Origin of the sequence: Catellatospora sp. TT07R-123 (assembly GCF_018327705.1) — a bacterium.
Lineage (GTDB): Bacteria > Actinomycetota > Actinomycetes > Mycobacteriales > Micromonosporaceae > Catellatospora.
Genome location: NZ_BNEM01000002.1, coordinates 3,625,996 through 3,646,540 on the forward strand (window position 1 = coordinate 3,625,996; position 20,545 = coordinate 3,646,540).

At 73.1% G+C, this 20,545-nt stretch carries 18 protein-coding genes; 6 read left to right on the forward strand and 12 right to left on the reverse strand.

Annotated elements, in window-relative coordinates:
• The first annotated feature begins 53 nt into the window (after positions 1-53).
• The gene (locus Cs7R123_RS35975) at positions 54-1,070 is read left to right on the forward strand and encodes a LacI family DNA-binding transcriptional regulator (RefSeq protein WP_212833271.1); all 1,017 of its coding nucleotides are present in this window, start codon (positions 54-56) and stop codon (positions 1,068-1,070) included.
• A 16-nt stretch (positions 1,071-1,086) separates the two neighbouring features.
• The gene (locus Cs7R123_RS35980) at positions 1,087-1,638 is read left to right on the forward strand and encodes a hypothetical protein (protein WP_212833272.1); all 552 of its coding nucleotides are present in this window, start codon (positions 1,087-1,089) and stop codon (positions 1,636-1,638) included.
• A 20-nt stretch (positions 1,639-1,658) separates the two neighbouring features.
• Here the strand turns inward: Cs7R123_RS35980 and Cs7R123_RS35985 are convergent, their stop codons facing one another.
• Positions 1,659-2,351: a MoaD/ThiS family protein gene (locus Cs7R123_RS35985; RefSeq protein WP_244872361.1), complete on the reverse strand. Its 693-nt coding sequence runs from the start codon at positions 2,349-2,351 to the stop codon at positions 1,659-1,661.
• Positions 2,351-3,442, reverse strand: coding sequence for an exo-alpha-sialidase (locus Cs7R123_RS35990; RefSeq protein ID WP_212833273.1), 1,092 nt, complete (start codon positions 3,440-3,442; stop codon positions 2,351-2,353). Before Cs7R123_RS35990 ends, Cs7R123_RS35985 begins: the two co-directional genes overlap by 1 nt.
• An 89-nt stretch (positions 3,443-3,531) precedes the next feature.
• Here Cs7R123_RS35990 and Cs7R123_RS35995 point away from each other — a divergent pair, with 89 nt between their 5' ends.
• Complete coding sequence (locus tag Cs7R123_RS35995) at positions 3,532-3,876, forward strand: PH domain-containing protein (protein ID WP_212833274.1); 345 nt, start codon at positions 3,532-3,534, stop codon at positions 3,874-3,876.
• A gap of 46 nt (positions 3,877-3,922) precedes the next feature.
• Here the strand turns inward: Cs7R123_RS35995 and Cs7R123_RS36000 are convergent, their stop codons facing one another.
• The 3 genes from Cs7R123_RS36000 to Cs7R123_RS36010 form a co-directional block, all read right to left on the reverse strand.
• Positions 3,923-4,846 carry a 2-hydroxyacid dehydrogenase gene (locus Cs7R123_RS36000; RefSeq protein WP_212833276.1) on the reverse strand — a complete coding sequence of 308 codons (924 nt, stop codon included), beginning with the start codon at positions 4,844-4,846 and terminating at the stop codon, positions 3,923-3,925.
• Positions 4,847-4,964: 118 nt separating this feature from the next.
• Entirely contained in the window at positions 4,965-6,377 is a 1,413-nt protein-coding gene (locus Cs7R123_RS36005) for a hypothetical protein (RefSeq protein ID WP_212833278.1), read from the reverse strand.
• Entirely contained in the window at positions 6,374-6,880 is a 507-nt protein-coding gene (locus Cs7R123_RS36010) for a SigE family RNA polymerase sigma factor (RefSeq protein WP_212833280.1), read from the reverse strand. The genes Cs7R123_RS36005 and Cs7R123_RS36010 overlap by 4 nt, the downstream gene beginning before the upstream one ends.
• A gap of 103 nt (positions 6,881-6,983) precedes the next feature.
• On the opposite strand from Cs7R123_RS36010, the gene Cs7R123_RS36015 reads away from it, so the two are divergent.
• Positions 6,984-8,123 carry a sorbosone dehydrogenase family protein gene (locus tag Cs7R123_RS36015; RefSeq protein WP_212833282.1) on the forward strand — a complete coding sequence of 380 codons (1,140 nt, stop codon included), beginning with the start codon at positions 6,984-6,986 and terminating at the stop codon, positions 8,121-8,123.
• Between the two features lie 20 nt (positions 8,124-8,143).
• Positions 8,144-9,643, forward strand: a complete 1,500-nt coding sequence (locus Cs7R123_RS36020; protein WP_212833284.1) for a metallophosphoesterase — start codon at positions 8,144-8,146, stop codon at positions 9,641-9,643.
• 3 nt (positions 9,644-9,646) lie between these two features.
• Here the strand turns inward: Cs7R123_RS36020 and gatB are convergent, their stop codons facing one another.
• Positions 9,647-11,143, reverse strand: coding sequence for an Asp-tRNA(Asn)/Glu-tRNA(Gln) amidotransferase subunit GatB (gene gatB / locus Cs7R123_RS36025; protein WP_212833285.1), 1,497 nt, complete (start codon positions 11,141-11,143; stop codon positions 9,647-9,649).
• A 319-nt stretch (positions 11,144-11,462) separates the two neighbouring features.
• On the opposite strand from gatB, the gene Cs7R123_RS36030 reads away from it, so the two are divergent.
• Positions 11,463-12,125: an MIP/aquaporin family protein gene (locus Cs7R123_RS36030; protein ID WP_212833287.1), complete on the forward strand. Its 663-nt coding sequence runs from the start codon at positions 11,463-11,465 to the stop codon at positions 12,123-12,125.
• Between the two features lie 84 nt (positions 12,126-12,209).
• Here Cs7R123_RS36030 and gatA read toward each other — a convergent pair whose 3' ends face one another.
• The 6 genes from gatA to ligA all read right to left on the reverse strand — a co-directional run bounded on the left by gatA (position 12,210) and on the right by ligA (position 20,512).
• Entirely contained in the window at positions 12,210-13,685 is a 1,476-nt protein-coding gene (gatA, locus tag Cs7R123_RS36035; protein ID WP_212833288.1) for an Asp-tRNA(Asn)/Glu-tRNA(Gln) amidotransferase subunit GatA, read from the reverse strand.
• A 5-nt stretch (positions 13,686-13,690) separates the two neighbouring features.
• Positions 13,691-13,990 carry an Asp-tRNA(Asn)/Glu-tRNA(Gln) amidotransferase subunit GatC gene (gene gatC / locus Cs7R123_RS36040; RefSeq protein WP_212833289.1) on the reverse strand — a complete coding sequence of 100 codons (300 nt, stop codon included), beginning with the start codon at positions 13,988-13,990 and terminating at the stop codon, positions 13,691-13,693.
• A 127-nt stretch (positions 13,991-14,117) separates the two neighbouring features.
• Complete coding sequence (locus Cs7R123_RS36045; protein ID WP_244872362.1) at positions 14,118-16,205, reverse strand: bifunctional diguanylate cyclase/phosphodiesterase; 2,088 nt, start codon at positions 16,203-16,205, stop codon at positions 14,118-14,120.
• Positions 16,206-16,397: 192 nt separating this feature from the next.
• The gene (locus tag Cs7R123_RS36050) at positions 16,398-17,339 is read right to left on the reverse strand and encodes a GNAT family N-acetyltransferase (RefSeq protein WP_212833290.1); all 942 of its coding nucleotides are present in this window, start codon (positions 17,337-17,339) and stop codon (positions 16,398-16,400) included.
• The gene (locus tag Cs7R123_RS36055) at positions 17,336-18,382 is read right to left on the reverse strand and encodes a hypothetical protein (RefSeq protein WP_212833291.1); all 1,047 of its coding nucleotides are present in this window, start codon (positions 18,380-18,382) and stop codon (positions 17,336-17,338) included. Before Cs7R123_RS36055 ends, Cs7R123_RS36050 begins: the two co-directional genes overlap by 4 nt.
• A 24-nt stretch (positions 18,383-18,406) precedes the next feature.
• The gene (ligA, locus tag Cs7R123_RS36060) at positions 18,407-20,512 is read right to left on the reverse strand and encodes an NAD-dependent DNA ligase LigA (protein WP_212833292.1); all 2,106 of its coding nucleotides are present in this window, start codon (positions 20,510-20,512) and stop codon (positions 18,407-18,409) included.
• Between the last annotated feature and the right edge of the window lie 33 nt (positions 20,513-20,545).

Sequence of the window (20,545 nt, forward strand, 5' to 3'; positions counted from 1 at the left end):
CGCCGTCGCCCGTCGGTCATACGCTTGCCGACAACCATCACCGCGGGAGCCACATGAAGCGCGTCACCATCGCCGACATCGCCAGGGCCGCGGGCGTGTCCAAGGGCGCGGTCTCGTACGCGCTCAACGGCCGCCCCGGCGTCTCCGAGGAGACCCGCCGGCGCATCCTGGCCGTCGCCGAGCAGTTCGGCTGGCATCCCAGCAGCGCCGCGCGGGCCCTGTCGGACGGCCGCACCGGCGTCCTCGGCATGATCGTCGACCGGCCCGCCCGGACGCTGGGCATCGAGTCGTTCTTCATGCAGCTCATCTCGGGCATCGAGGCGACCCTGTCCGAGCGGGACGTGAGCCTGCTGCTCCAGGTCACCGAGGACCCCGAGCGCGAGATCGCGACGTACCGGCGCTGGTGGGCGCAGCGGCGGGTCGACGGCGTCATCCTGGTCGACCTGCGCCGCGACGACCCCCGCGTGCCGGTGCTGGAGGAGCTGAACCTGCCCTGCGTCGTGGTCGGCGGCCCCAACGGCCTCGGCAGCCTCCCCGGCGTATGGGCCGACGACGCCGCCGTCACCACCGCCGTCGTCGAATACCTGGCCGCGCTGGGCCACCAGCGGATCGCCCGCGTCGCCGGGCTGGCCGACCTGTGGCACACCACGCTGCGCGGACAGGCTGTCACCGCCGCCGCCGACCGGGTCGGCCTCACCGACGTGACCACGGTGCACACCGACTACACCGGCGAGGAGGGCGCCCGCGCCACCCGGGCACTGCTGTCGCGCCGCCCGTCGCCCACCGCGATCATCTACGACAACGACACCATGGCCGTGGCGGGCCTGAGCGTGGCGCACGAGATGGGCATCGCCATCCCGCAGCAGCTGTCCATCGTGGCCTGGGACGACTCGCCGCTGTGCCAGCTGGTGCACCCGCAGCTGTCGGCGGTCAGCCGCGACATCGCCGCGTACGGCGCGCACGCCGCCGAGCAGCTGCTGAAGATCCTCGACGGCATGCCGCTGCGCAGTTTCCAGGACACGACGCCCCAGCTCGTGCCGCGCGGAAGCACGGCTCGCCCGGCGGCCTGAGCCTTATGCTCGCCCCATGACCCTGTCGGCGGCGCAGGCCCGTGACCTGCTCACCGCGCTGCCCGTACGCCTCGGGCCGCCGCTGGGCGAGGGCGAGCTCGCCTACACCGAGCGGGCTTACGGCTTCCGGTTCAATCCCGACCACCGCACTCTGCTGGCGGCCGGGCTGCCGCTGGGCGCACGCTGGCCCGACTGGCGCGACGGCGACGCCGGCCAGCTGCGCGACGCCCTCGACGCGCCGGTCGACGGGGTGCTGTTCGACGTGCAGGAGAACGGGTTCTGGCTCGACTCCTGGGGCGACCGACCGCGCCGCCTGACGCTGGCCCTGTCGGTGGCCCGGCGCCGGCTGGGCGAGGCCCCGCGCCTGATCCCCGTGTACGGCCACCGCTACGCCCCCGCCCTGCCCGAACCCGGCCTGCCCGTCTTCTCCGTGGTCCAGACCGACGTCATCGTCTACGGCACCGACCTGCCCGCCTACCTCCACCGCGAGTTCGACCTCCCCGGCACCCCCGCCCCGGCGCCCGCCGCCCCGCCCCGCCCCGTCCCCTTCTGGTCCGACCTCCTCTGACCGCCCCCCACCCGGAGGCGTCAGAGGAGGGCGTAGACGGTGGTGGCGTGGGCGACGAGGGTGCCTTTGGCGGTCATGGTGACGTCGGCGAAGGCCATGGTGCGGCCGAGCTTGGTGAGCCGGGCCGTGACCAGCACGTCGCTGCCGAGCACCGGCCGCTGGAACGTGGTGGACAGCTGGACGGTCGTCATCGGCACGAACCCGCCCCGGGCCGCGCTGACCGCGATCACCGTCGCCGTGTCGGCGGCTGCCATCAGGGCCTGGCCGCTGAGCGCGCCGCCCTCCCGGGCCAGCCGGTCCGACCAGGGCAGCCGCAGGGTCGCCCAGTCCGGGCCGGTCTCGGCGACGGTCAGGCCCAGCTCCTGCACCCAGGGGGCGAAGTTCTCGGCGAGCACGCGGTCGCCGTCGAAGGCCGCGACGGCCGGCTCGGCGGGGGCGCTGCCACCCGCGACGCTGGGCAGCACCTGGACCTCGGCGCCGGGCGCGACCGGCGTCTCCTGACCGTCGAGCATGCGGCAGTCCTCTCCGTCGACGTACACGTTGACATAGCGGCGCAGCTCGCCGCGTTCGTCGCGGACGCGCCTGCCCAGCCGGGGCCAGCGCCGCGAAACCTCGTCGAGCACCGCGCGCAGCGTACCGTCGGCGCCGACCTCCAGTCGCGACTCGCCGCCGGACTCGGTCCGCAGCGCGCCCGGCACCAGCACGGTGACCACTAGAGCCGCACCGCCCGCACGCACAGCACGTCGGGCAGGTGCGCGGCGGCCAGGGCCCAGCTGTCGCCCTCGTCGGCGCTGGCGTACACCTCGCCGGTGCGGGTGCCGAAGTAGACCCCGGCCGGATCGCCGCCGTCGGCGCACATGGCGTCGCGCAGCACCGAAGGGTAGAACGGGGCCGTGGGCAGGCCGTACGCCTGCGGGGACCAGGTCGCGCCCGCGTCGGTGGTCCGGAACACCCGGCACCTGAAGTCGACCGGGAACCGCTGCGCGTCGGCGGTCAGCGGGAAGTTCCACACCGTGCCGCCGCGGTGCGGGTGGGCCACGATCGGGAAGCCGAAGTCGCTGGGCAGCGAGCCGGCGATGGAGTGCCAGGTGCGACCGTCGTCGTCGGAGCGGTAGACCCCGTGGTGGTTCTGCAGGTAGAGGCGCTCGGGGTCCTCGGCGTCGCGGGCGACCTTGTGCACGCACTGGCCGAACTCGGGGAACCGCTGCGGTTCGGGCAGGAACACCGCCTGGATGCCGGTGTTGGCCGCGTGCCAGCTGTCTCCGCCGTCCTCGCTGCGGTAGACGCCGCCGGTCGAGATCGCGGCCAGCACCCGCTGCGGGTCGGTGGGGTGCGGCAGCACGGTGTGGAACGCCTGCCCGCCGAACCCGGCGTCCCAGCGGGGCCGGTGCGGGTGGTCCCACAGACCGCGGACCAGGTCATACGTCACGCCGCCGTTGATGGAGCGGAACACCGCGCCCGGCTCGGTGCCCGCCCAGACGACGTCGGGCTCGGCCGCCGGGCCGGGGGCGATCGCCCACACCCGGCGCAGCGCGGCGCCGGTGTCGGCCGGGAACGCCAGCGGGGCGTGGTCGGGTTCGCGCCAGCAGCCGCCGAGGTCGTCGCTGACGGCCACGCTCGGGCCGAAGTGCGAGCTGTCGATCCCGGCCAGCAGCCGGGGCGTGGGCCGGCGGGTGTCGACGCCCACCGCGTACACGGCGGTCATGGGGAACTGAGGCACCGAGACGTCCCAGGCGTCACCGACCCGGTCCCGGCGGGCCAGGAACAGGCCCTTCGCCGTGCCTATCAGCAGCAGTACGGTCATCGCCGACCTCGATCCACCCGTGTCCAGCCGATCGCGGGCCAGTACGCCCGTGACGTCCGACACAACACACTACGTGGAACAATCGGGCCGTGACCCGCTTCCGCCTGCCCGCCGCCGTCAGCGTCGCCGCCGCCGTCGCCTTCATCGGCGGCCTGCCGATCGCCGCCGAGGGCGGCCCGTACCCGCTGGTGCTGCTGGTGCCCCTGATGGTCGGGATGTGGGCGTGGCGGGCCGGGACCGACGCCGACGCCGACGGGCTGCACGTGCGCGCGCTGCTCGGCTCGCGTGACATCACCTGGCCGCAGATCGACGAGCTGCGGGCCGAGGGGCCGCGCCGCGTGGTCGCCGCACTGCTCGACGGCACCGTGGTCCCGCTGACCGCGGTCCGTCCCACCGACCTCCCGCGCCTCGCCGCCACCGCCAACCACTCCTGACCCTGGCGGGGCGGGGCCGTCGGGGCCGTGCCGCGAGGATGGCGTGTCAGTAGCCGTCGTGGACCTGGTTGGTGAGGGGGTCACCGGCGGTGTAGCGGCGCAGCTGCTCGGCGACCAGACGGTACGCCTTGGGCAGCAAGCCCCGCACCGTTCCGGCCACATGCGGCGTGAGCAGCAGGTTCGGCGCCTCCCACAGCGGGTGGTCCGGCGGCAGCGGCTCGGGGTCGGTCACGTCGACCGCCGCCCACAGCCGCCCCGAGTTCAGCTCCTTGAGCAGCGCACCCGTCTCGACCACCGGACCGCGCGCCGCGTTGACCAGCAGCGATCCGTCCGGCATCGCGGCCAGGAACGCCGCGTCGACCATCCCGCGGGTCTGCGGGGTCAGCGGCACGAGCAGCACCACGACGTCCACGTACGGCAGCAGCTCCGGCAGCTCGTCCACCCCGTGCACGCCCGGCCGGGCGGTGCGGGCCGCGTACGTCAGCTCGACCTCGAACGGCGCCAGCCGCGCGGCGGCGGCTGCCCCGATCGACCCCGCCCCCACGATCAGCACCCGCTTGCCTTCGAGCACGTCGGTGGGCGTGACCTCGGCGTACGACCAGCGGTGGTCCGCCTGCGCCCGCGCGTAGTGGTCGAAGCGCCGCAGCGACGACAGGATCGCCGCCACCACCCACTCGGCGGTGTGCCCGTCATGCACGCCGCGCGCGTCGCACAGCCGCACCCCGTCGGGCAGCCGCCCCGCCCAGGCGTCCGCACCCGCCGAGAGCAGCTGCACCACCTTCAGATTCGGCATCGCGGCGGCCAGCCCGACGGCGTCGCCGGTGCTCAGGAACGGCGGCACCCAGAACTCGACCTGTGCCGGGTCGCCGGGCAGCGGATCATCGGCGCGGGACAGCACGTCCACCAGTACACCGGCGGGCAGCGGCCCGAGCAGCTCGCGACCGGCCTCATGCGGGATCCACATCTGCACGACGCCACGCTAACCCGCCGCACCCCGCCGCCCGCGCGGGACCCGACCGCGGGCGCCACGCGAGCTGGGGCCGCTGAGAAGGGCACCTTCTACCTCGTAAAAGGTGCCCTTCCTCATCTCAGGACCAGTCGGAGCCGATGACGTCGGTGAGTTTGCGGTCGGTGTCGGGGATGGTGGGAAGGGGTCCGGTGCCGGTGGCGACCACCTTGCCCGCGCCGTCCAGGGCGCGCAGGCGCAGCGTGCCGCCGCGGGTGTAGGCAACGCTGCCGATCCCGTCGGTCAGTGGCGATGTGCTGATCACGGCGCCTTCGGGGTCGAGCACCTGGAGCCTGACCGCGCCGGGTGGGGCCAGCACGAGCAGACGGCCGGACGAGCCCATGGCGGGGGCGCCGCCGGGCTTCGGGGTGGTCGAGGGCTCCGTGCCGGGGTACTGCCAGTGCTCGACGGCGATGATCTCGTCGTCGCGCTGCTGGAGTGCCTTGGTGACGGTGACGGTGTACTCGTTCTCCTCCTGCACCGAGATCCGCCATCCGTCACGGAGCTGCACCTTGGTCACCGCGAACACCGGTTCGTCGGCGGGGCCGCCGGGGGTACGGCCGACGTACAGCAACCGCGCCGGTGCGACGGCACCGGTCAGGTCGGCCCGCTCCACCGCCTCCCGCCCCCGTGACCCGATCTCACCCCGGGCGTCGGCGATCGCCGCGTCCAACTCTGCCTGCGTGTACCGCCGGGCCGTCTCCGTCCGGACACCGCCGTCCGCTGGCCCCTGGTAGCGCACCTGCCCGTCGCAGGTGACGCGGCGCCACTGGCCGGGGCGCTCGGTGGCGGCCCAGTCACCGGTGGGCTCGTCACGCCACCCCAGCTGCGGGTCGGTCGCGTCGACCGAGGCGATCCGGCACCCCGAGGGCGCCAGGCCCAGGCTGAAGTACGCCGAGTCGAGCCGGTTGAAGTCGCTGTCCGACACGGTGAAGTACGGGCTGAGCGCCGCGGTCTGGGACCAACCGCCGTCCAGCTCGAACTTCTGCGGATCGGGCCGCTCCTCGACCCGCACCGTGAACCGGGTGCTGCGCAGGATCGCCACCTGCTGGTGGTCGTCGTAGCGGACCGCGATCACCACCCGGTGATATCCCACGTCCCCCGCGAACAGCACCTTGATCTGCCCGTCGAAGCTGAACCGCTCCCGGCCCAGCTCCTTCGTCAGCTCCGCGAGGTATGCCTCGTCGCCCGCGAGCGAGCCGCGCAGCGGCGACTGGATCAGGCGCCGCACCCACGGCGTGATCTCCTTCGGCTCGGCGTGCGTGGCCGGCCCGCCGTCCACCGAGGGCGTCGGGGACGGGGACGGTGCCGCGCCGGGCTGGGCCAGCGGGCTCAGCAGGACCGCGACCACGGTCGCGGCCAGGGCGGAACCCAGACCCAGCAGCCGGTACCGGCGCGAGCGGTGCCGCCGCATCAGCCGGCCGTACGGGTCCTCGGCGGGCACGACCGGCGCCGCCAACCACGCGAACGTCTCCCTGAGCCGCTGCTCGCTCATGCGGTCACCTCCACCATCCGCGCCGCGGCGCCTCCGTCGTGCCCCAGCACCGTCCGCAGGCGGTCCAGCCCTCGGCTGGCCTGCGACTTCACCGATCCCACCGAGCAGCCGAGCAGCCGCGCGGTCTCCGCTTCGGACTGGTCCTCCCAGTAGCGCAGCACCAGCACCGCGCGCATCCGCACGGGCAGCGCCGCCAGTGCGGTCAGCAGCTCGTCGCGCTCGGCGTACGCGGTGGCGCCGTCGGCCGCGCCGCGCTCCGGCGGGCTGCCGGTGAGCAGTTCGCGCGAGCCGATCCGCCGCCACAGGCTGATGCGCTGATTGACCAGGGCCCGGCGCAGGTACGGCATCGGCTCGTCCAGCCGGTTCCACCGCTGGTATGCCTTGAGCAGCACCGACTGCACCAGGTCCTCGGCCGCGTACGCCGACCCCGTCAACAGGTACGCGGTCCGCAGCAGCTCTCCGTAGCGCAATCTGACGAACTCGCGGAACTCGTCCTCGGCCATACGGCTCCTCCTTCCATCACCCGTCTGCACGCGGCTGCCGTGGCGCAGGTTGAGAGGAACGGAGCATTAGTTGAGCACGTGTCACCGCAGTAGGCTCGTTCGCATGCCGTCGCACCGCGCACCGCTCGCGCTCGGCGCACTCGGCGCTGTCGCCGCGCTCGTCCTGGCGGCGGGCTGCACCGACAGCGCCCCGGACGTCGTGGCCTCGCGGGCACCGACCCTGCCCACCATGCCGACGCCCACCTCGACCGCCGTCCCGGCGGCCGCACCGGGGGTGTCCAAGGTGGAGGTCGTCGCCACCGGCCTGCGCGTGCCGTGGGGCACCGCGTTCCTGCCGGACGGGTCCGCGCTGGTCACCGAGCGCGACTCGGGCCGGGTGCTGCGGGTCGTGCCGGGCACGGGCCGGGCGTCGGTCACCGAGGCGGGCCGGATCACCGAGGTCGACGGCGGCGGCGAGGGCGGCCTGCTCGGCATCGCCGCGTCGCCGGGGTACGCGCAGGACCAGACGCTGTTCGTGTACTACACGACCCGCGAGGACAACCGGGTCGCGCGCTGGAAGCTGGGCGGCAGGCCCGAGCCGATCGTGACCGGCATCCCGATCTCGGGCATCCACAACGGCGGCCGGCTGGCCTTCGGACCCGACGGCTACCTGTACGCCACCACCGGCGACGCCTCGCAGCGCGGCAACTCGCAGGACCTGGGCAGCCTGGGCGGCAAGATCCTGCGGATGACGCCGGAGGGCAGGCCCGCGCCCGGCAACCCGTTCGGCACGCTGGTCTGGTCGTACGGCCACCGCAACGTGCAGGGCATCGCCTGGGACGCCGGCGGCCACCTGTGGGCCACCGAGTTCGGGCAGAACACCTGGGACGAGGTCAACCGGATCGAGCCGGGGAAGAACTACGGCTGGCCCGTGGTCGAGGGTGCCGCCGGGGACAAGCGGTTCGTCGACCCGGTGGCGGCCTGGCACACCGCCGAGGCGTCCTGCTCCGGCGCGGGCATCGTCGGTGACGTGCTGGTCGCGGCGTGCCTGAAGGGCGAGCGGCTGTGGCTGCTGCCGATCGGCGCCGACGGCACGCTGCACGGCAGCCCGGTCGCGGCCCTGACCGGCGAGTACGGGCGGCTGCGCGACGCGCACCCGGCGCCCGACGGCAGTCTGTGGGTGCTGACCAGCAACCACGACGGCCGCGGCGACCCCGGCCCGGACGACGACCGTATTCTCCGCATCACCCTCGGCCGGGTGTGAGCGGCGGGCATGATGGTGCGATGAGCGCGCGACCGTGGGCGATCTGGGAGCGGCTGCGCCGCTTCCCGCTCCGTCGGGTCGGCGCCTGGCTCGGCCTGGTCGCGGTGTCCCTGGGCGGGCTGGCGCTCGGCCTCTACCTGTGCGCGGGGACCACCGTGGACGTGGGGCCGTTCCGGTCCACGCTCACGCTCAGCCCGTCGCTGTCCGGTGACACCGAGGTCGACCTGCCGCCGCTGGGCGCGCTGTGGCTGGACAGCCACGACGGCCCGGCGCACCTCAACGTGCGGCTGGACTCCCTCGACCGCGCCCGCACCGAGGCCCTGATCACCGATCCGGCCGGGATCACCCGGGCCAGCCGCACCGCCGTCGACGACGTCCGCTCGGGCGTCACCCGGCTGCTGCTGCGCGCCACGGCCGTGGCGATCCTCGGCGCGATGCTGCTCGCGGCGCTGGTCTACCGGCGGATGCGCCAGGTCGCCTGGGCGGGCGGGCTGGCCCTGGCCGTGATGGCGGGCAGCTTCGGGGCGGCGTTCGCCACCTTCAACCCGGCCGCGCTCAAGGAGCCCCGGTACGAGGGCCTGCTGGCCAACGCCCCGTCGGTCGTCGGCGACGCCCAGCGCATCGCCGACCGCTACGACGAGTACGCCATGCAGTTGCAGAAGCTGGTGGAGAACGTCGGCAAGCTCTACGCCACCGTGCAGAACCTGCCGGTGTACGCCCCCGACGACGGCACGCTGCGGGTGCTGCACGTCTCCGACCTGCACCTGAACCCGGCCGCCTGGTCGGTGATCCGGACCGTGGTCGACAACTTCCACATCGACGTGGTGGTGGACACCGGCGACATCACCGACTGGGGCAGCGAGCCGGAGCGGGCGTTCGTCGCGTCGATCGCGCTGCTGAAGGTGCCGTACGTCTTCGTACGCGGCAACCACGACTCGCTCGCGACCCAGGCCGCCGTGGCCCGGCAGCCCAACGCGATCGTGCTCGACAACCGGGTGGTCACGGTCGCCGGCCTGCGCATCGCGGGCATCGGCGACCCCCGGTTCACGCCGGACAAGGAGCAGGAGCCGACGGGCTCGGGCACCTCCAAGCAGACCCTGGAGCGCATCATCGAGGTCGGCGACACGCTGGCCAACACCATCGGCAGGCAGCCGGACCAGATGGTCGACCTCGCGATGGTGCACGACCCGCTGTCGGCGGGGGCGCTGGCCGGATACGCCCCGGTGGTGCTGGCCGGGCACCTGCACGCACGCGAGGTGAGCAGGCTCGGCGACGGCCGGACGCTGCTGATGGTCGAGGGCTCGACGGGCGGGGCCGGGCTGCGGGGCCTCGAAGGCGACAAGCCGACCCCGCTGGCCCTGTCGGTCCTCTACTACGACAAGTCGCACCAGCTCACGGCATATGACGACATCACCGTCGGCGGGGCCGGGCTGGCCGAGGTGGCCCTGTCCCGCCACGTCATAGACGGCGCCGCCGGCAGCCCTTCGGCTGCCGGCGGCGTCTCGCCCACTCCGCGCTGAGTCTCAGCCCGCCAGGCGGGCCAGGACCAGCTCGCGCACCGTCTTGGCGTCGGCGGCGCCCTTGGTGGTCTTCATGACCGCGCCGATGAGCACGCCCGCCGCCGCCTGGTTGCCGCCGCGGATCTTCTCCGCCACCTCCGGGTGGGCCGCGATGGCCTCGTCGATCGCCGCGGTGAGCGCGCCGGTGTCGGAGACGACCTCCAGGCCGCGCGCCGCCATGATCGCCGCCGGGTCGCCCTCGCCCGCGAGCACGCCCTCCAGCACCTGGCGGGCCAGCTTGTCGGTGAGCTTGCCCCCGTCGACCAGGCTCTGCAACTGCGCGACCTGCGCCGGGGTGGCGCCGACCGTCTCCAGCTCGACGCCCTCGGCGTTGGCGCGGCGCGACAGCTCGCCCAGCCACCACTTGCGTGCCGATTCGGGGCTCGCGCCGGCGGCCACGGTCTGCTCGATCAGCTCGACCGCACCGGCGTTGATGATGGACTGCATGTCCAGCTCGGACAGGTTCCACTCGGTGCGCAGCCGGGCGCGGTGGGCCCGGGGCAGCTCCGGCAGGGCCGCCTTGAGCTGCTGCACCCACTCCGGCGCCGGGGCGAGCGGGACCAGGTCCGGCTCCGGGAAGTACCGGTAGTCGGTCGCGGTCTCCTTGGACCGGCCGGACGTGGTGTCGCCGGTGTCCTCGTGGAAGTGGCGGGTCTCCTGGGTGATGGTGCCGCCCGCGTCGAGCACCGACGCCTGGCGCAGCATCTCCGAGCGCACCGCGCGCTCGACGCTGCGCAGCGAGTTGACGTTCTTCGTCTCGGTGCGGGTGCCCCACTCCTCGCCCGGCCTGTTCAGCGAGGTGTTGACGTCGCAGCGCATCGAGCCCTGCTCCATCCGCACGTCGGAGACGCCGAGGCTGCGGATGACGTCGCGCAGCTCGGCCACGTACGCCTTGGCGACCTCGGGGGCCAGGGCGCCGATGCCGGGCACCGGCTTGGTGACGATCTCGACCAGCGGGATGCCCGCGCGGTTGTAGTCGACCAGCGACTCGGTGGCACCGTGGATGCGGCCCGTGGCACCGCCGACGTGCAGCGTCTTGCCGGTGTCCTCCTCCAGGTGCACCCGCTCGATGCCGATGCGCACGGTCTCGCCGTTGACCGTGACGTCGAGGTAGCCCTCGGTGCACAGCGGCTCGTCGTACTGGCTGATCTGGAAGTTCTTCGGCATGTCCGGGTAGAAGTAGTTCTTGCGCGCGAACCGGCACCAGGTGGCGATGCCGCAGTTCAGCGCGAGCCCGATCCGGATGGTCGCCTCGATCGCGGCCTTGTTGGCCACCGGCAGGCTGCCGGGCAGGCCGAGGCAGACCGGGCAGACCTGGGTGTTCGGCTCGGCGCCGAAGACGGTCGGGCAGCCGCAGAACATCTTGGTGGCGGTGCCCAGCTCGACGTGCGTCTCCAGGCCGATGACCGGCTCGTAGCGCTCCAGGACCTCGTCGTAGGTGGGCAGCACACTGGTGCTCATCGTCGGCTCCAGGCTCTCGGGGCGAACGTGTCGCCGGACATAACAGGCACCAGCCTAGTAGCCCGTCCCGCCGCGCCCGCACCGGGTTCTCGCCCGCGGTGGCGGCCGACCGGGCCGTCCGTGACGTGATACGCGTCACAAGATGAGCTGATCTATCGATGGGCTGTTCATTCATTCGAGGTATGTGCGTCGACGACCGGCCGCGCATCCTGTGCTCACCCCCCGTGGACACGGCGGCCACGGCCGGTCGACCCCCTACCCCCGACCTGCTGTTCCGGCTCGCCGGGTTCCTCCTATCGATGCACAGGGAGGTGCACTGATGGGTTCGGCAACACCGTCCCGCCTCACCGCGGAACTGCTCGGCACCGCGGTCCTGGTGTTCTTCGGCGTCGGCGCGCTGGTCACCGGCGGTTCACTGCTGGCCGGCGCGATCGGGCTGATGCTCGCCGCGGCGGCCGCCGCCTGGATCTTCGGCGGCCACTTCAACCCCTGGCTGACGCTGGCCTCGGCCGTACGCGGCAGCATGGACTGGCTCGGCGCGGCCGCCGTGATCGTGGCGCAGCTGGTCGGCGGCGTCGTCGGCAGCCTGCTCATGTGGCTGGCGTACGGCGACGGCGGCGTCACGGCCGGGCTGGGCGCCAACCGCCTGTCCGACGCGGCGGGCTCCGGCAAGGGCCTGGTCGCGGCGATCGCGGCCGAGGCGCTGGCCGTGTTCGTGCTCGCCTGCGTCATGTTCGCACTGGGTGACAGCGACCGGGCCGGCCTGGGCCTGGGCGCCGTCTACGCGGCCGGCACCCTGGCCATCGCCGCCGTGACCAGCGCGTCGCTCAACCTGGCCCGCACCCTCGGGCCGGAACTGACCCTCACCCTCGCGGGCGGCAAGGCGGACTGGTCCGGCCTGTGGGTCTTCGCCGTCTCCGGCGCGATCGGCGCGCTGCTGGCCGGGCTGCTCTACCCGCGGCTGCGCCCGGCCGCGAAGTAGCCGCGGCAGCCGCACCTCACGGGCATGGAAAGGCGCCCCCCACACTGCCCCAGCGGTGTGGAGGGCGCCTCGATCATTCTGCCCTCAGAGGGCGGGCGGCGTGAAGGTCCCCACCACCGACTCCACCGCGGCGGCGATGCGATACATCCGGTCGTCGGCCATCGTCGGGGCCATGACCTGCAGTCCAACAGGCAGACCGTCGGAAAGACCTGCCGGAACGGAGATCGCGGGTCCCCCATACAGGTTCGTCGGAATGGTGTATAGGTCAGCCAGGTACATCTGGTACGGGTCCGACGTACGCGAGCCCAGCTCGAACGCGGTGAACGGGGTCGTCGCCGAGATCAGCACGTCCACCTGCTCGAAGGCCGAGGTGAAGTCGCGCGAGATCAGGGTGCGCACCTTCTGCGCCTGCCCGTAGTAGGCGTCGTAGTAGCCGCTGGACAGCGCGTACGTGCCGATGATGATGCGGCGCTTGACCTCGTCGCCGAAGCCCGCCTCGCGGGTCAGCGACATGACCTCCTCCAGCGCCCGGTTGCCGTCGTCGCCGACCCGCAGGCCGAAGCGCACGCCGTCGAAGCGGGCCAGGTTGGACGAGCACTCGCTCGGCGCGATCAGGTAGTACGCGGGCAGCGCGTACTCGAAGTGGGGGCAGGAGACCTCGACGACCTCAGCCCCCAGCTTGGTCAGGGTCTCCACCGCGTCGCGGAACACGGCGCTGACGCCCGGCTCGACGCCCTCGGCGCTGAACTCCTTGACCACGCCGATCCGCACGCCGGTCAGGTCGCCGGAGGCGCCCAGCCGCGCCGCGGCCACCACGTCCGGCACCGGGCGCGGGATCGAGGTGGAGTCGCGCGGGTCGTGCCCGGCGATGACCTCGTGCAGCAGCGCCGCGTCGAGCACGGTCCGCGCGCACGGGCCGGGGGTGTCCAGCGAGGACGAGAAGGCGACCAGGCCATAGCGCGAGGTGCCGCCGTAGGTCGGCTTGGCGCCCACGGTGCCGGTCACCGCGCCGGGCTGGCGGATCGAGCCGCCGGTGTCGGTGCCGATGGCCAGCGGGGCCTCGTACGCCGCGAGCGCGGCGGCGGAGCCGCCGCCGGAACCGCCGGGGATGCGGGACAGGTCCCACGGGTTGAAGGTCGGGCCGTAAGCCGAGTATTCCGTCGACGAGCCCATGGCGAACTCGTCCATGTTCGTCTTGCCCAGCATGACCATGCCCGCCTCGCGGATCCGGGTCATGATCGTCGCGTCGTACGGCGGGCGCCAGCCTTCGAGGATCTTCGAGGCGCAGGTGGTGGGCACGCCCTTGGTGGCGATGACGTCCTTGATCGCGATCGGGACGCCGGCCAGCGGGCCCAGCTTCTCCCCGGCGGCGCGGCGGCTGTCGATCCCGCGCGCGGCGGCCAGCGCCCCCTCGGTGTCGACGTGCAGGAACGCGTGCACACGGCCGTCGACCTCGGCGATGCGGTCGAGATGGGTGCGGGTGACCTCCTCGGCGGAGACCTCCCCGGCGGCCAGCTTCTCGCCCAGCGCGGCAGCGGACAGCTTGATCAGGTCACTCATGGGGGTCACTCCTCATCCGCGAGGATCTGCGGGACACGGAAGCGGTCCTCGGCCGCGTCCGGCGCGCCGGACAGGGCCTCGGCACGGGTCAGGCCGGGCACGACCACGTCCTCGCGCAGCACGTTCTCCAGCGGCACCGCGTGCGAGGTGGGCGGGATGTCATCCGCGGCGACCTCACCGACCCGCGCCACCGACTGAAGGATCACGTCGAGCTGGCCCGCGAAGCGGTCGAGCTCCTGATCGGTGACGGCGAGCCGCGACAGGCGCGCGAGGTGCGCGACCTCCTCGCGGGAGATGGCGGCCATGGATGCCCCCTAGACGTGACGTGGACTTGGTCGGAGCGCACGATCACACAGCCCGCACGCCCGTAGCGAGTCTATTTGTCGGGCTCGCCAGCCCCGCACGCGCCCTGCGCCTCCCCGCGTGCCTGCGCTAGACCTGGGACCAGGTGCGGGGCGTTGGCGGGGCCGGGAGGCGGGCGGGGGCGGGCAGCGCGGTCCGGGCCAGCCAGTCGGCCAGCTCGTCCGGGGGCAGCGGCCGGGCGAAGAACCAGCCCTGGCCGAGCTCGCAGCCCGCGGCGTGCAGCAGCCGCCAGGCCCGGTCGTCCTCGACGCCCTCGGCGACCACGCGCAGCCCGAGCGCCCCGGCCAACTCGATGATCGACCGTACGATCACCAGGTCGTCCCCGTCGTCGGCCATGGACAGCACGAACGACCGGTCGATCTTCACCTCGGACAGCGGCAGCCGCCGCAGGTGCTGCAACGACGAGTAGCCGGTGCCGAAGTCGTCCAGCGCGATGCCGACGCCGAGCAGTTGCAGCCGGGTCAGCGTGGCCAGCACCCGGTGCGGGTCGGCCATCAGCGCACTCTCGGTGATCTCCAACTGGAGCTGCTCAGGCGCCACGTCGTATCGCTGGAGCAGTTCTTCGATCTGCTCGACGATCGCGCCGGTGTGCAGGTCGCGCACGCTGACGTTGACCGCCATCCGCAGCCGCAGCCCGGCGGCCGACCACTTGGCGAGCTGGATCACCGCCTCCTCGACCACCCAGCGGGTGAGCAGCCGCATCACCGAGCTGGGCTCGGCCACGCGGATCAGCTCCTCCGGGCTGACCGGGCCGCGGGTGGGGTGCTGCCAGCGCAGCAGCGCCTCGACGCCGACCACCTCGCCGGTCGAGATCTCCACCTGCGGCTGGTAGAACAGCCGCAGGCCGCCCCGGTCGGGCATGCCGAGCATGGTGCGCAGGTCGGCGAGCAGGCTGAGCCGCTGCGGGGTGTTGTGGTCGGTGTCGGCGCTGTATACGGCGGTGCCGTCGCCGCCGTTCTTGGCCGCGTACATGGCGACCTCGGCGTGGCGCATCAGGATCGCGAAGTTGGTGCCGTGGTCGGGGTAGAGCGCGATGCCGATCGAGCCGCCGACGTCCAGCGGCAGCCCGTCCAGCACGACCGGCGCGGACAGCGCCTGCTCGATCTTCTCGGCCAGCTCGCGGGCCTCGTCGGGCCCGGTCAGCCGCTTGGCGACCAGGGCGAACTCGTCGCCGCCGAGCCGTGCCACCAGGTCGCCGTCGCGGGCGGCCCCGGCCAGCCGGTCGCCGACCGCGATGAGCAGCCGGTCGCCGACCTCGTGGCCGAGCGCGTCGTTGACGTGCTTGAACCGGTCCACGTCGAGCAGCAGCAGGCCGAAGCGGCTGCGCGGGTCGCCCTGCACGGCGCGCTGCGCGTGTCCGGCGACGGCGGAGGCGACCTCGGCCATCAGCGCCTTGCGGTTGGCCAGGCCGGTCAGCGTGTCCAGGTTGGCCAGGTGCCGCTGCTCGGCCGTGATGATCGACAGGCGGCGCACCGCGAGCAGCGGCAGGATCAGGGCGAGCACGAGCTCCGGCTCGTCGCGGGCCAGGAACGCGATGACCGGGCCGAGCATCAGCAGCGCGCCGGTGCTCAGCGCCTCGTTGGTCAGCGGACCGATGATGATCGGCAGCAGCGCGCCGCCGTCGCGCAGCCACAGCGCCACGGCCGTGGTGAGGTACTTCGCGGTGAACCAGGCGGTGGCGGCGCCGACCGCGGCCGACAGGCCGACGTCGCCGGTGACCCCGCCGAGCAGGTGCAGCACGCCGTACGCGATGCCGAAGGCCAGGGTGTACTGCCCGAGGTTGAACACGGCCCGCCACAGCGCGTGCCGCAGCCGCAGCGAGGCGACGCCGACGGCGATCCCCTGCACCAGCACCGCCGCGGCCAGCCCGTAGTCGATCATGATGGCGAAGGTGAAGCAGATCGACGGGTAGATCGCCGAGGTGTTCCACCGGCCGGGCAGGGTGACCGGCAGCGCGTCGCCCGCGATCGCCAGCACGGCCATCAGCCAGAGGCCGAACGTCGCGTGCCGCAGCACGTCGGGCACGGTGGTGAGGTCCCGCAGCGTGAAGGCCGCGGCGGCGGCGGTCACGGCCAGCACGTACAGGCCGAAGGTCCGCCGCCGCTCCGCCGGGATGCGGTTGCGGTGCGTCTGCTGCGCAAGGGGCGTGGCCGCCATGGGCACCCTCCCGACGGGTCTGCGCCGAACCGACACGTCGTCGGGCGCGGCGGGTCACTTCACTCTAAGCCCGAAAACGCCCTGAACCACGCTCCGCGTTCGCGTGTGACGAAGATGTGATTGTTTGACCCTTTCCAGAATTACGCAGCGTAGAGCCCATGCAACATTGCGTACATGTAAAGACGTTGTTACCTACTGGAGGACCACCCGGATCGCGGTGTTGCGGTATCCGGCCCGCGCGAAAGCCGCCGCCATCGGCCGGTTGCCCAGGTCCGTGTCGGCCCCGACGAGGTCGGCCCCCTGCTCCACCAGCAGCGCCGTCGTCTCCGCGAGCAGGTCGTCGACATACCCCTTGCCCCGCTGCTCGGGCAGCACCGCGATGTAGCCGACCGTGGCCCGGGCGTGGTTGCGCGCCGGCACGATCAGCCCGACCGCCTCGCCCTCGCGCGTGCGCGCCACGCGCCACCACTCGCGCGGCGACGGGAACTCGGCCAGGTCCGCGACCATGATCCGGGCCGCCTCGGCCGCCCCGTGCCGGGCGACGTCGCGCCGGGTGTACCCGTCGAGCGTGCCGTCGATCACGGCCAGGCAGAGCTCGGTCGCCTCCGCGTCGTCGACCTGCTCGAACACCAGCCGGTCCGAGCGCTGGGGCGCCGGGTCCCCGGCCTGGGTCCAGGTGTAGTTGAAGCGTTCGATGAACGGCTCGTACCCGGCCAGGGCCGCCGCCTCCAGCCGGTCGTTCGCGGCGCGCGCGACCACCGGGTCCTCGCGCCAGCCCGGCGGCAGGAACAGGTGGTACTCGGGGCGGCCGCCGTCCGGGCCGGACAGCTCCGCCAGCGCCGCCCGCAGCATCCGGGCCGCGATCTCGATCCGGTCCGGCTCGTACCCCGGCTCCAGCCAGTCCAGGCTGAAGGGCTGCGTCCCGTCGGGCACGCCCCAGAACGCACACCGGGCCACCACCCGGCCCTCGCGCAGCGCCACCCAGGTCCACTCCGGACGGTACTGCCGCTGCTCGGCGAGTTCGGCGTACGAGCGGCGCGACTCGACGCCGACGCCGGGCACCGGCTCGTGCGGATAGGACAGGAAAAGGTCCGTCTCGCCGTCTCGCAGCGAACGGATCTCCAGGTCGCTCATGTGTTCTCCCCGTGATCGGAGGTTCCGGACAGCCCCGAGCGCAGGACGGTCCACTGGTCCAAGTGGGCGGCGCCGGGCGCCAGCTCGGCGGCCAGCCCGAGCAGCACGCGGGCCAGCCGGGCATCGGCCCGCTGCGACGGCGTACGGTCACGCCAGCTCGCGGGCAGCGCGGCGGCCTGTACAGGTGTCAGCGGGAGCACCTCCACGCAGCGGCGCGCAGTGTCCGCGACCACCGCCGGGTCGACGACCTGCTCGCCGAAGTGGTGGCTGATGAGGTCGGCGGCCAGCCGGGCGCGCCGGAGCACGGCGTCGGCGTGAGGGAAGACGGTGCGTTCGTCGGCGCGATCCAGCAGCCAGTACGCCAGTTCGGCCGCCGCCCCGGGCGCCAGCGCGCCCGACAGCCAGGCCGACTCCACGCCCCACAGGCGCCGGTCCCACCAGGCCGGGTCGTCCTGCGCGTGCCGGTCCAGCCAACGCCGGCGGTCTGGGTCGCCCTCGGCTGCCAGCGCCTTGGTCGACTGGCGCAGTGCCTGCCAGTCCGCCTCGGGCAGCGGCCCCAGGGTGGTCCGCGCGGCGCGGTGCGGTGGGACGTGGATCTTCACGACGGTGCCGACCGGCTGCGCGTCCTCCTGCGGTTCGCGCTGCACCAGCAGGTTGACGCCGTTCGGCGCGACCAGGTCCGCGCAGCCGTCTTCGTGGCGGCGCGGCACGGCGGTCAGCTCGACGCCGAGCGCGCGGACGGCGGCCTCGATGGCGGCGAAGGGCGGCGGCGCCGTGTCGGGCGGGCAGTCCAGCCGGTGCGTCTGCACCATGAAGCCCGTGCCCCGCCACGGCGCCCGCCGTGACGGCCGCTGCCAGTAGGCCTCGACCAGGCCGTAGTCGCGCAGCAGGCCGTACTCGTCCTCGTTCTCCCCCGGGTCTGCGCCGTAGCGCGCCGCGAGCGCGGCGGTCACGTCGGCGAAGTCGTCGTCGGGGGCGACGGCCGCGACGCAGCCGGTGCCCAGGATGTCGACGTACCAGTCGATCGGGGGTGAAAGGGTCATCGCGGATGACCCTAGATCATCCGCCTAGCCGTTTTCGCGGGAGGCCTCCGCGTACGCGCGCGCGGCGTCGGGACCCTGCGTGAGCAGCACCTCGAACCCCGCCTCGTCCAGCGTCGGCACGCCGAGCGCCAGTGCCTTGTCGAGCTTGGAACCCGCGTCCTCGCCGACCACGACGAAGCTGGTCTTCTTCGACACCGAACCGGCGACCTTGGCCCCGATCGCGACCAGCGCGTCCGACGCGGTGTCGCGGGTGTACTTCTCCAGCGTGCCGGTGACCACGACGCTCATGCCGTCCAGCGGCTTGGGGCCGGTGTCGGCGACGGGCTCCTGCTCCATCAGCACGCCCGCGGCCCGCCACTTGCCGACGAGCTCGGCGTGCCACTCCTCGCCGAACCATTCGCGCACGGCCTCGGCGATGGTGCCGCCGACGTCCTCGACCACCGACATCTGCTCCAGCGACGCCGCCGCGATCGCCTCGACCGAGTTGAAGTGGTCGGCCAGCGCCCGCGCGGCGGTCGGCCCGACGTGCCGGATCGACAGCGACGTCAGCACCCGCCACAACTGCTGGCTCTTGGCCTTCTCCAGGTTGGCCAGCAGCTTGATCGCGTTCGCGGACAGGGTGCCGTCCTTCTTCAGGAAGAACGGGGCGGCCGCGAGCTGCTTCTCGTCCAGGCTGAACAGGCCGCCCTCGTCGGCGATCACGTCGCCTCCGACCAGGGCGATCGCCGCCTTCTCCCCCATGCCCTCGATGTCGAACCCGTCCCGGCCGCCGAGGTAGGTGATGCGCTCCACCAGCTGCGCCTTGCAGTAGCGCGTGTTCGGGCAGCGCAGGTCGACGTCGGCCTCCTTGCTCGGGGCGAGCGCGGTGCCGCAGGACGGGCAGTTCGGCGGCATGGTCCAGGTGGTCTGGGTGCCGTCACGCAGCGCCTCGACCGGGCCCAGCACCTCGGGGATGACGTCGCCGGCCCGGCGGATCACCACGGTGTCGCCGATGAGCACGCCCTTGCGCACGACCTCCTGCTGGTTGTGCAGGGTCGCGCTGGCGACGGTCACGCCGCCGACGTAGACCGGCTCCAGCACCGCGTACGGCGTGACGCGGCCGGTGCGGCCCACGTTCACCTCGATCGCCAGGAGCTTGGTGTTGACCTCCTCCGGCGGGTACTTGTACGCGATCGCCCAGCGCGGGGCGCGGCTGGTGGCACCGAGCTTGGCCTGCACCGAGGTGTCGTCGATCTTCACCACGACGCCGTCGATGTCGTGCTCCAGCTTGTGCCGCTGCTCGGCGTAGTTCGCGATGTATTCGCGCACCCCGTCCAGCGAGTCGACCACCTTCCAGCGCTCGCTGGTCGGCAGCCCCCATGCCTTGAGCTGCTCGTAGGCGTCGGACTGGGCGGTGGGTTCGAAGCCGGTGCGCGCGCCGATGCCGTGCACGATCAGCTTGAGCGCCCGGCGGCCGGTGACCGACGCGTCCTTCTGGCGCAGCGAGCCCGCGGCGGCGTTGCGCGGGTTGACGTAGGTCCGGTCGCCCGCCTCGACCTGCGCCTCGTTGAGCGCCTTGAACGCCTCGGCCGGGAAGTAGATCTCACCCCGGACCTCGACGAGGTCCGGCGGGTTGTCCCCGGCGAGCTGGTGCGGGATGCCCTTGATCCGGCGCACGTTGGCGGTGACGTCCTCGCCCGTGCGGCCGTCGCCGCGGGTGGCGCCCCGGGTCAGCCGGCCCTTCTCGTACGTGAGGTTCACCGCCAGGCCGTCGATCTTCAGCTCGCACAGGTAGCGGACCGGCACCCCGGCGTCGCGCTCGGCCCGGGTCGCCCAGGCCGCGAGCTGCTCGTCGTTGAACGCGTTGTCGAGGCTCAGCATCCGCTCGGCGTGGTCGACGCTGGGGAAGCCCAGCCACTGGCCGGCCCCGACCCGCTGGGTCGGCGAGTCCTGCGACACCAGCTCCGGGTGCTCGGCCTCCAGCGCCTCCAGCTCGTGCATGAGCTTGTCGTAGGCGGCGTCGGACAGCGTCGGGGCGTCGTCGACGTAGTAGCGGTGCTGCGCGTCGTTGATCTGCGCCACGAGCTCCGCGTAGCGCGTCTTCACCTGGTCGGTCACCTCACTGCTCACCCGAGCACGGTAACCGCCCACCCCGACAGGATCACGCGTAGGCCCGCCGACCGG

Excerpts from the sequence above, each read along its gene's own strand:
- Cs7R123_RS36015 (WP_212833282.1), top strand. The coding sequence starts at position 6,984 with ATGCCGTCGCACCGCGCACCGCTCGCGCTCGGCGCACTCGGCGCTGTC.
- Cs7R123_RS36050 (WP_212833290.1), bottom strand. The coding sequence starts at position 17,339 with ATGAGCGACCTGGAGATCCGTTCGCTGCGAGACGGCGAGACGGACCTT.
- Cs7R123_RS35980 (WP_212833272.1), top strand. The coding sequence starts at position 1,087 with ATGACCCTGTCGGCGGCGCAGGCCCGTGACCTGCTCACCGCGCTGCCC.
- gatA (WP_212833288.1), bottom strand. The coding sequence starts at position 13,685 with ATGAGTGACCTGATCAAGCTGTCCGCTGCCGCGCTGGGCGAGAAGCTG.
- Cs7R123_RS36010 (WP_212833280.1), bottom strand. The coding sequence starts at position 6,880 with ATGGCCGAGGACGAGTTCCGCGAGTTCGTCAGATTGCGCTACGGAGAG.
- gatC (WP_212833289.1), bottom strand. The coding sequence starts at position 13,990 with ATGGCCGCCATCTCCCGCGAGGAGGTCGCGCACCTCGCGCGCCTGTCG.
- Cs7R123_RS36020 (WP_212833284.1), top strand. The coding sequence starts at position 8,144 with ATGAGCGCGCGACCGTGGGCGATCTGGGAGCGGCTGCGCCGCTTCCCG.
- Cs7R123_RS36055 (WP_212833291.1), bottom strand. The coding sequence starts at position 18,382 with ATGACCCTTTCACCCCCGATCGACTGGTACGTCGACATCCTGGGCACC.
- Cs7R123_RS36045 (WP_244872362.1), bottom strand. The coding sequence starts at position 16,205 with ATGGCGGCCACGCCCCTTGCGCAGCAGACGCACCGCAACCGCATCCCG.
- gatB (WP_212833285.1), bottom strand. The coding sequence starts at position 11,143 with ATGAGCACCAGTGTGCTGCCCACCTACGACGAGGTCCTGGAGCGCTAC.
- Cs7R123_RS36005 (WP_212833278.1), bottom strand. The coding sequence starts at position 6,377 with ATGAGCGAGCAGCGGCTCAGGGAGACGTTCGCGTGGTTGGCGGCGCCG.
- Cs7R123_RS35975 (WP_212833271.1), top strand. The coding sequence starts at position 54 with ATGAAGCGCGTCACCATCGCCGACATCGCCAGGGCCGCGGGCGTGTCC.
- Cs7R123_RS35990 (WP_212833273.1), bottom strand. The coding sequence starts at position 3,442 with ATGACCGTACTGCTGCTGATAGGCACGGCGAAGGGCCTGTTCCTGGCC.
- Cs7R123_RS36030 (WP_212833287.1), top strand. The coding sequence starts at position 11,463 with ATGGGTTCGGCAACACCGTCCCGCCTCACCGCGGAACTGCTCGGCACC.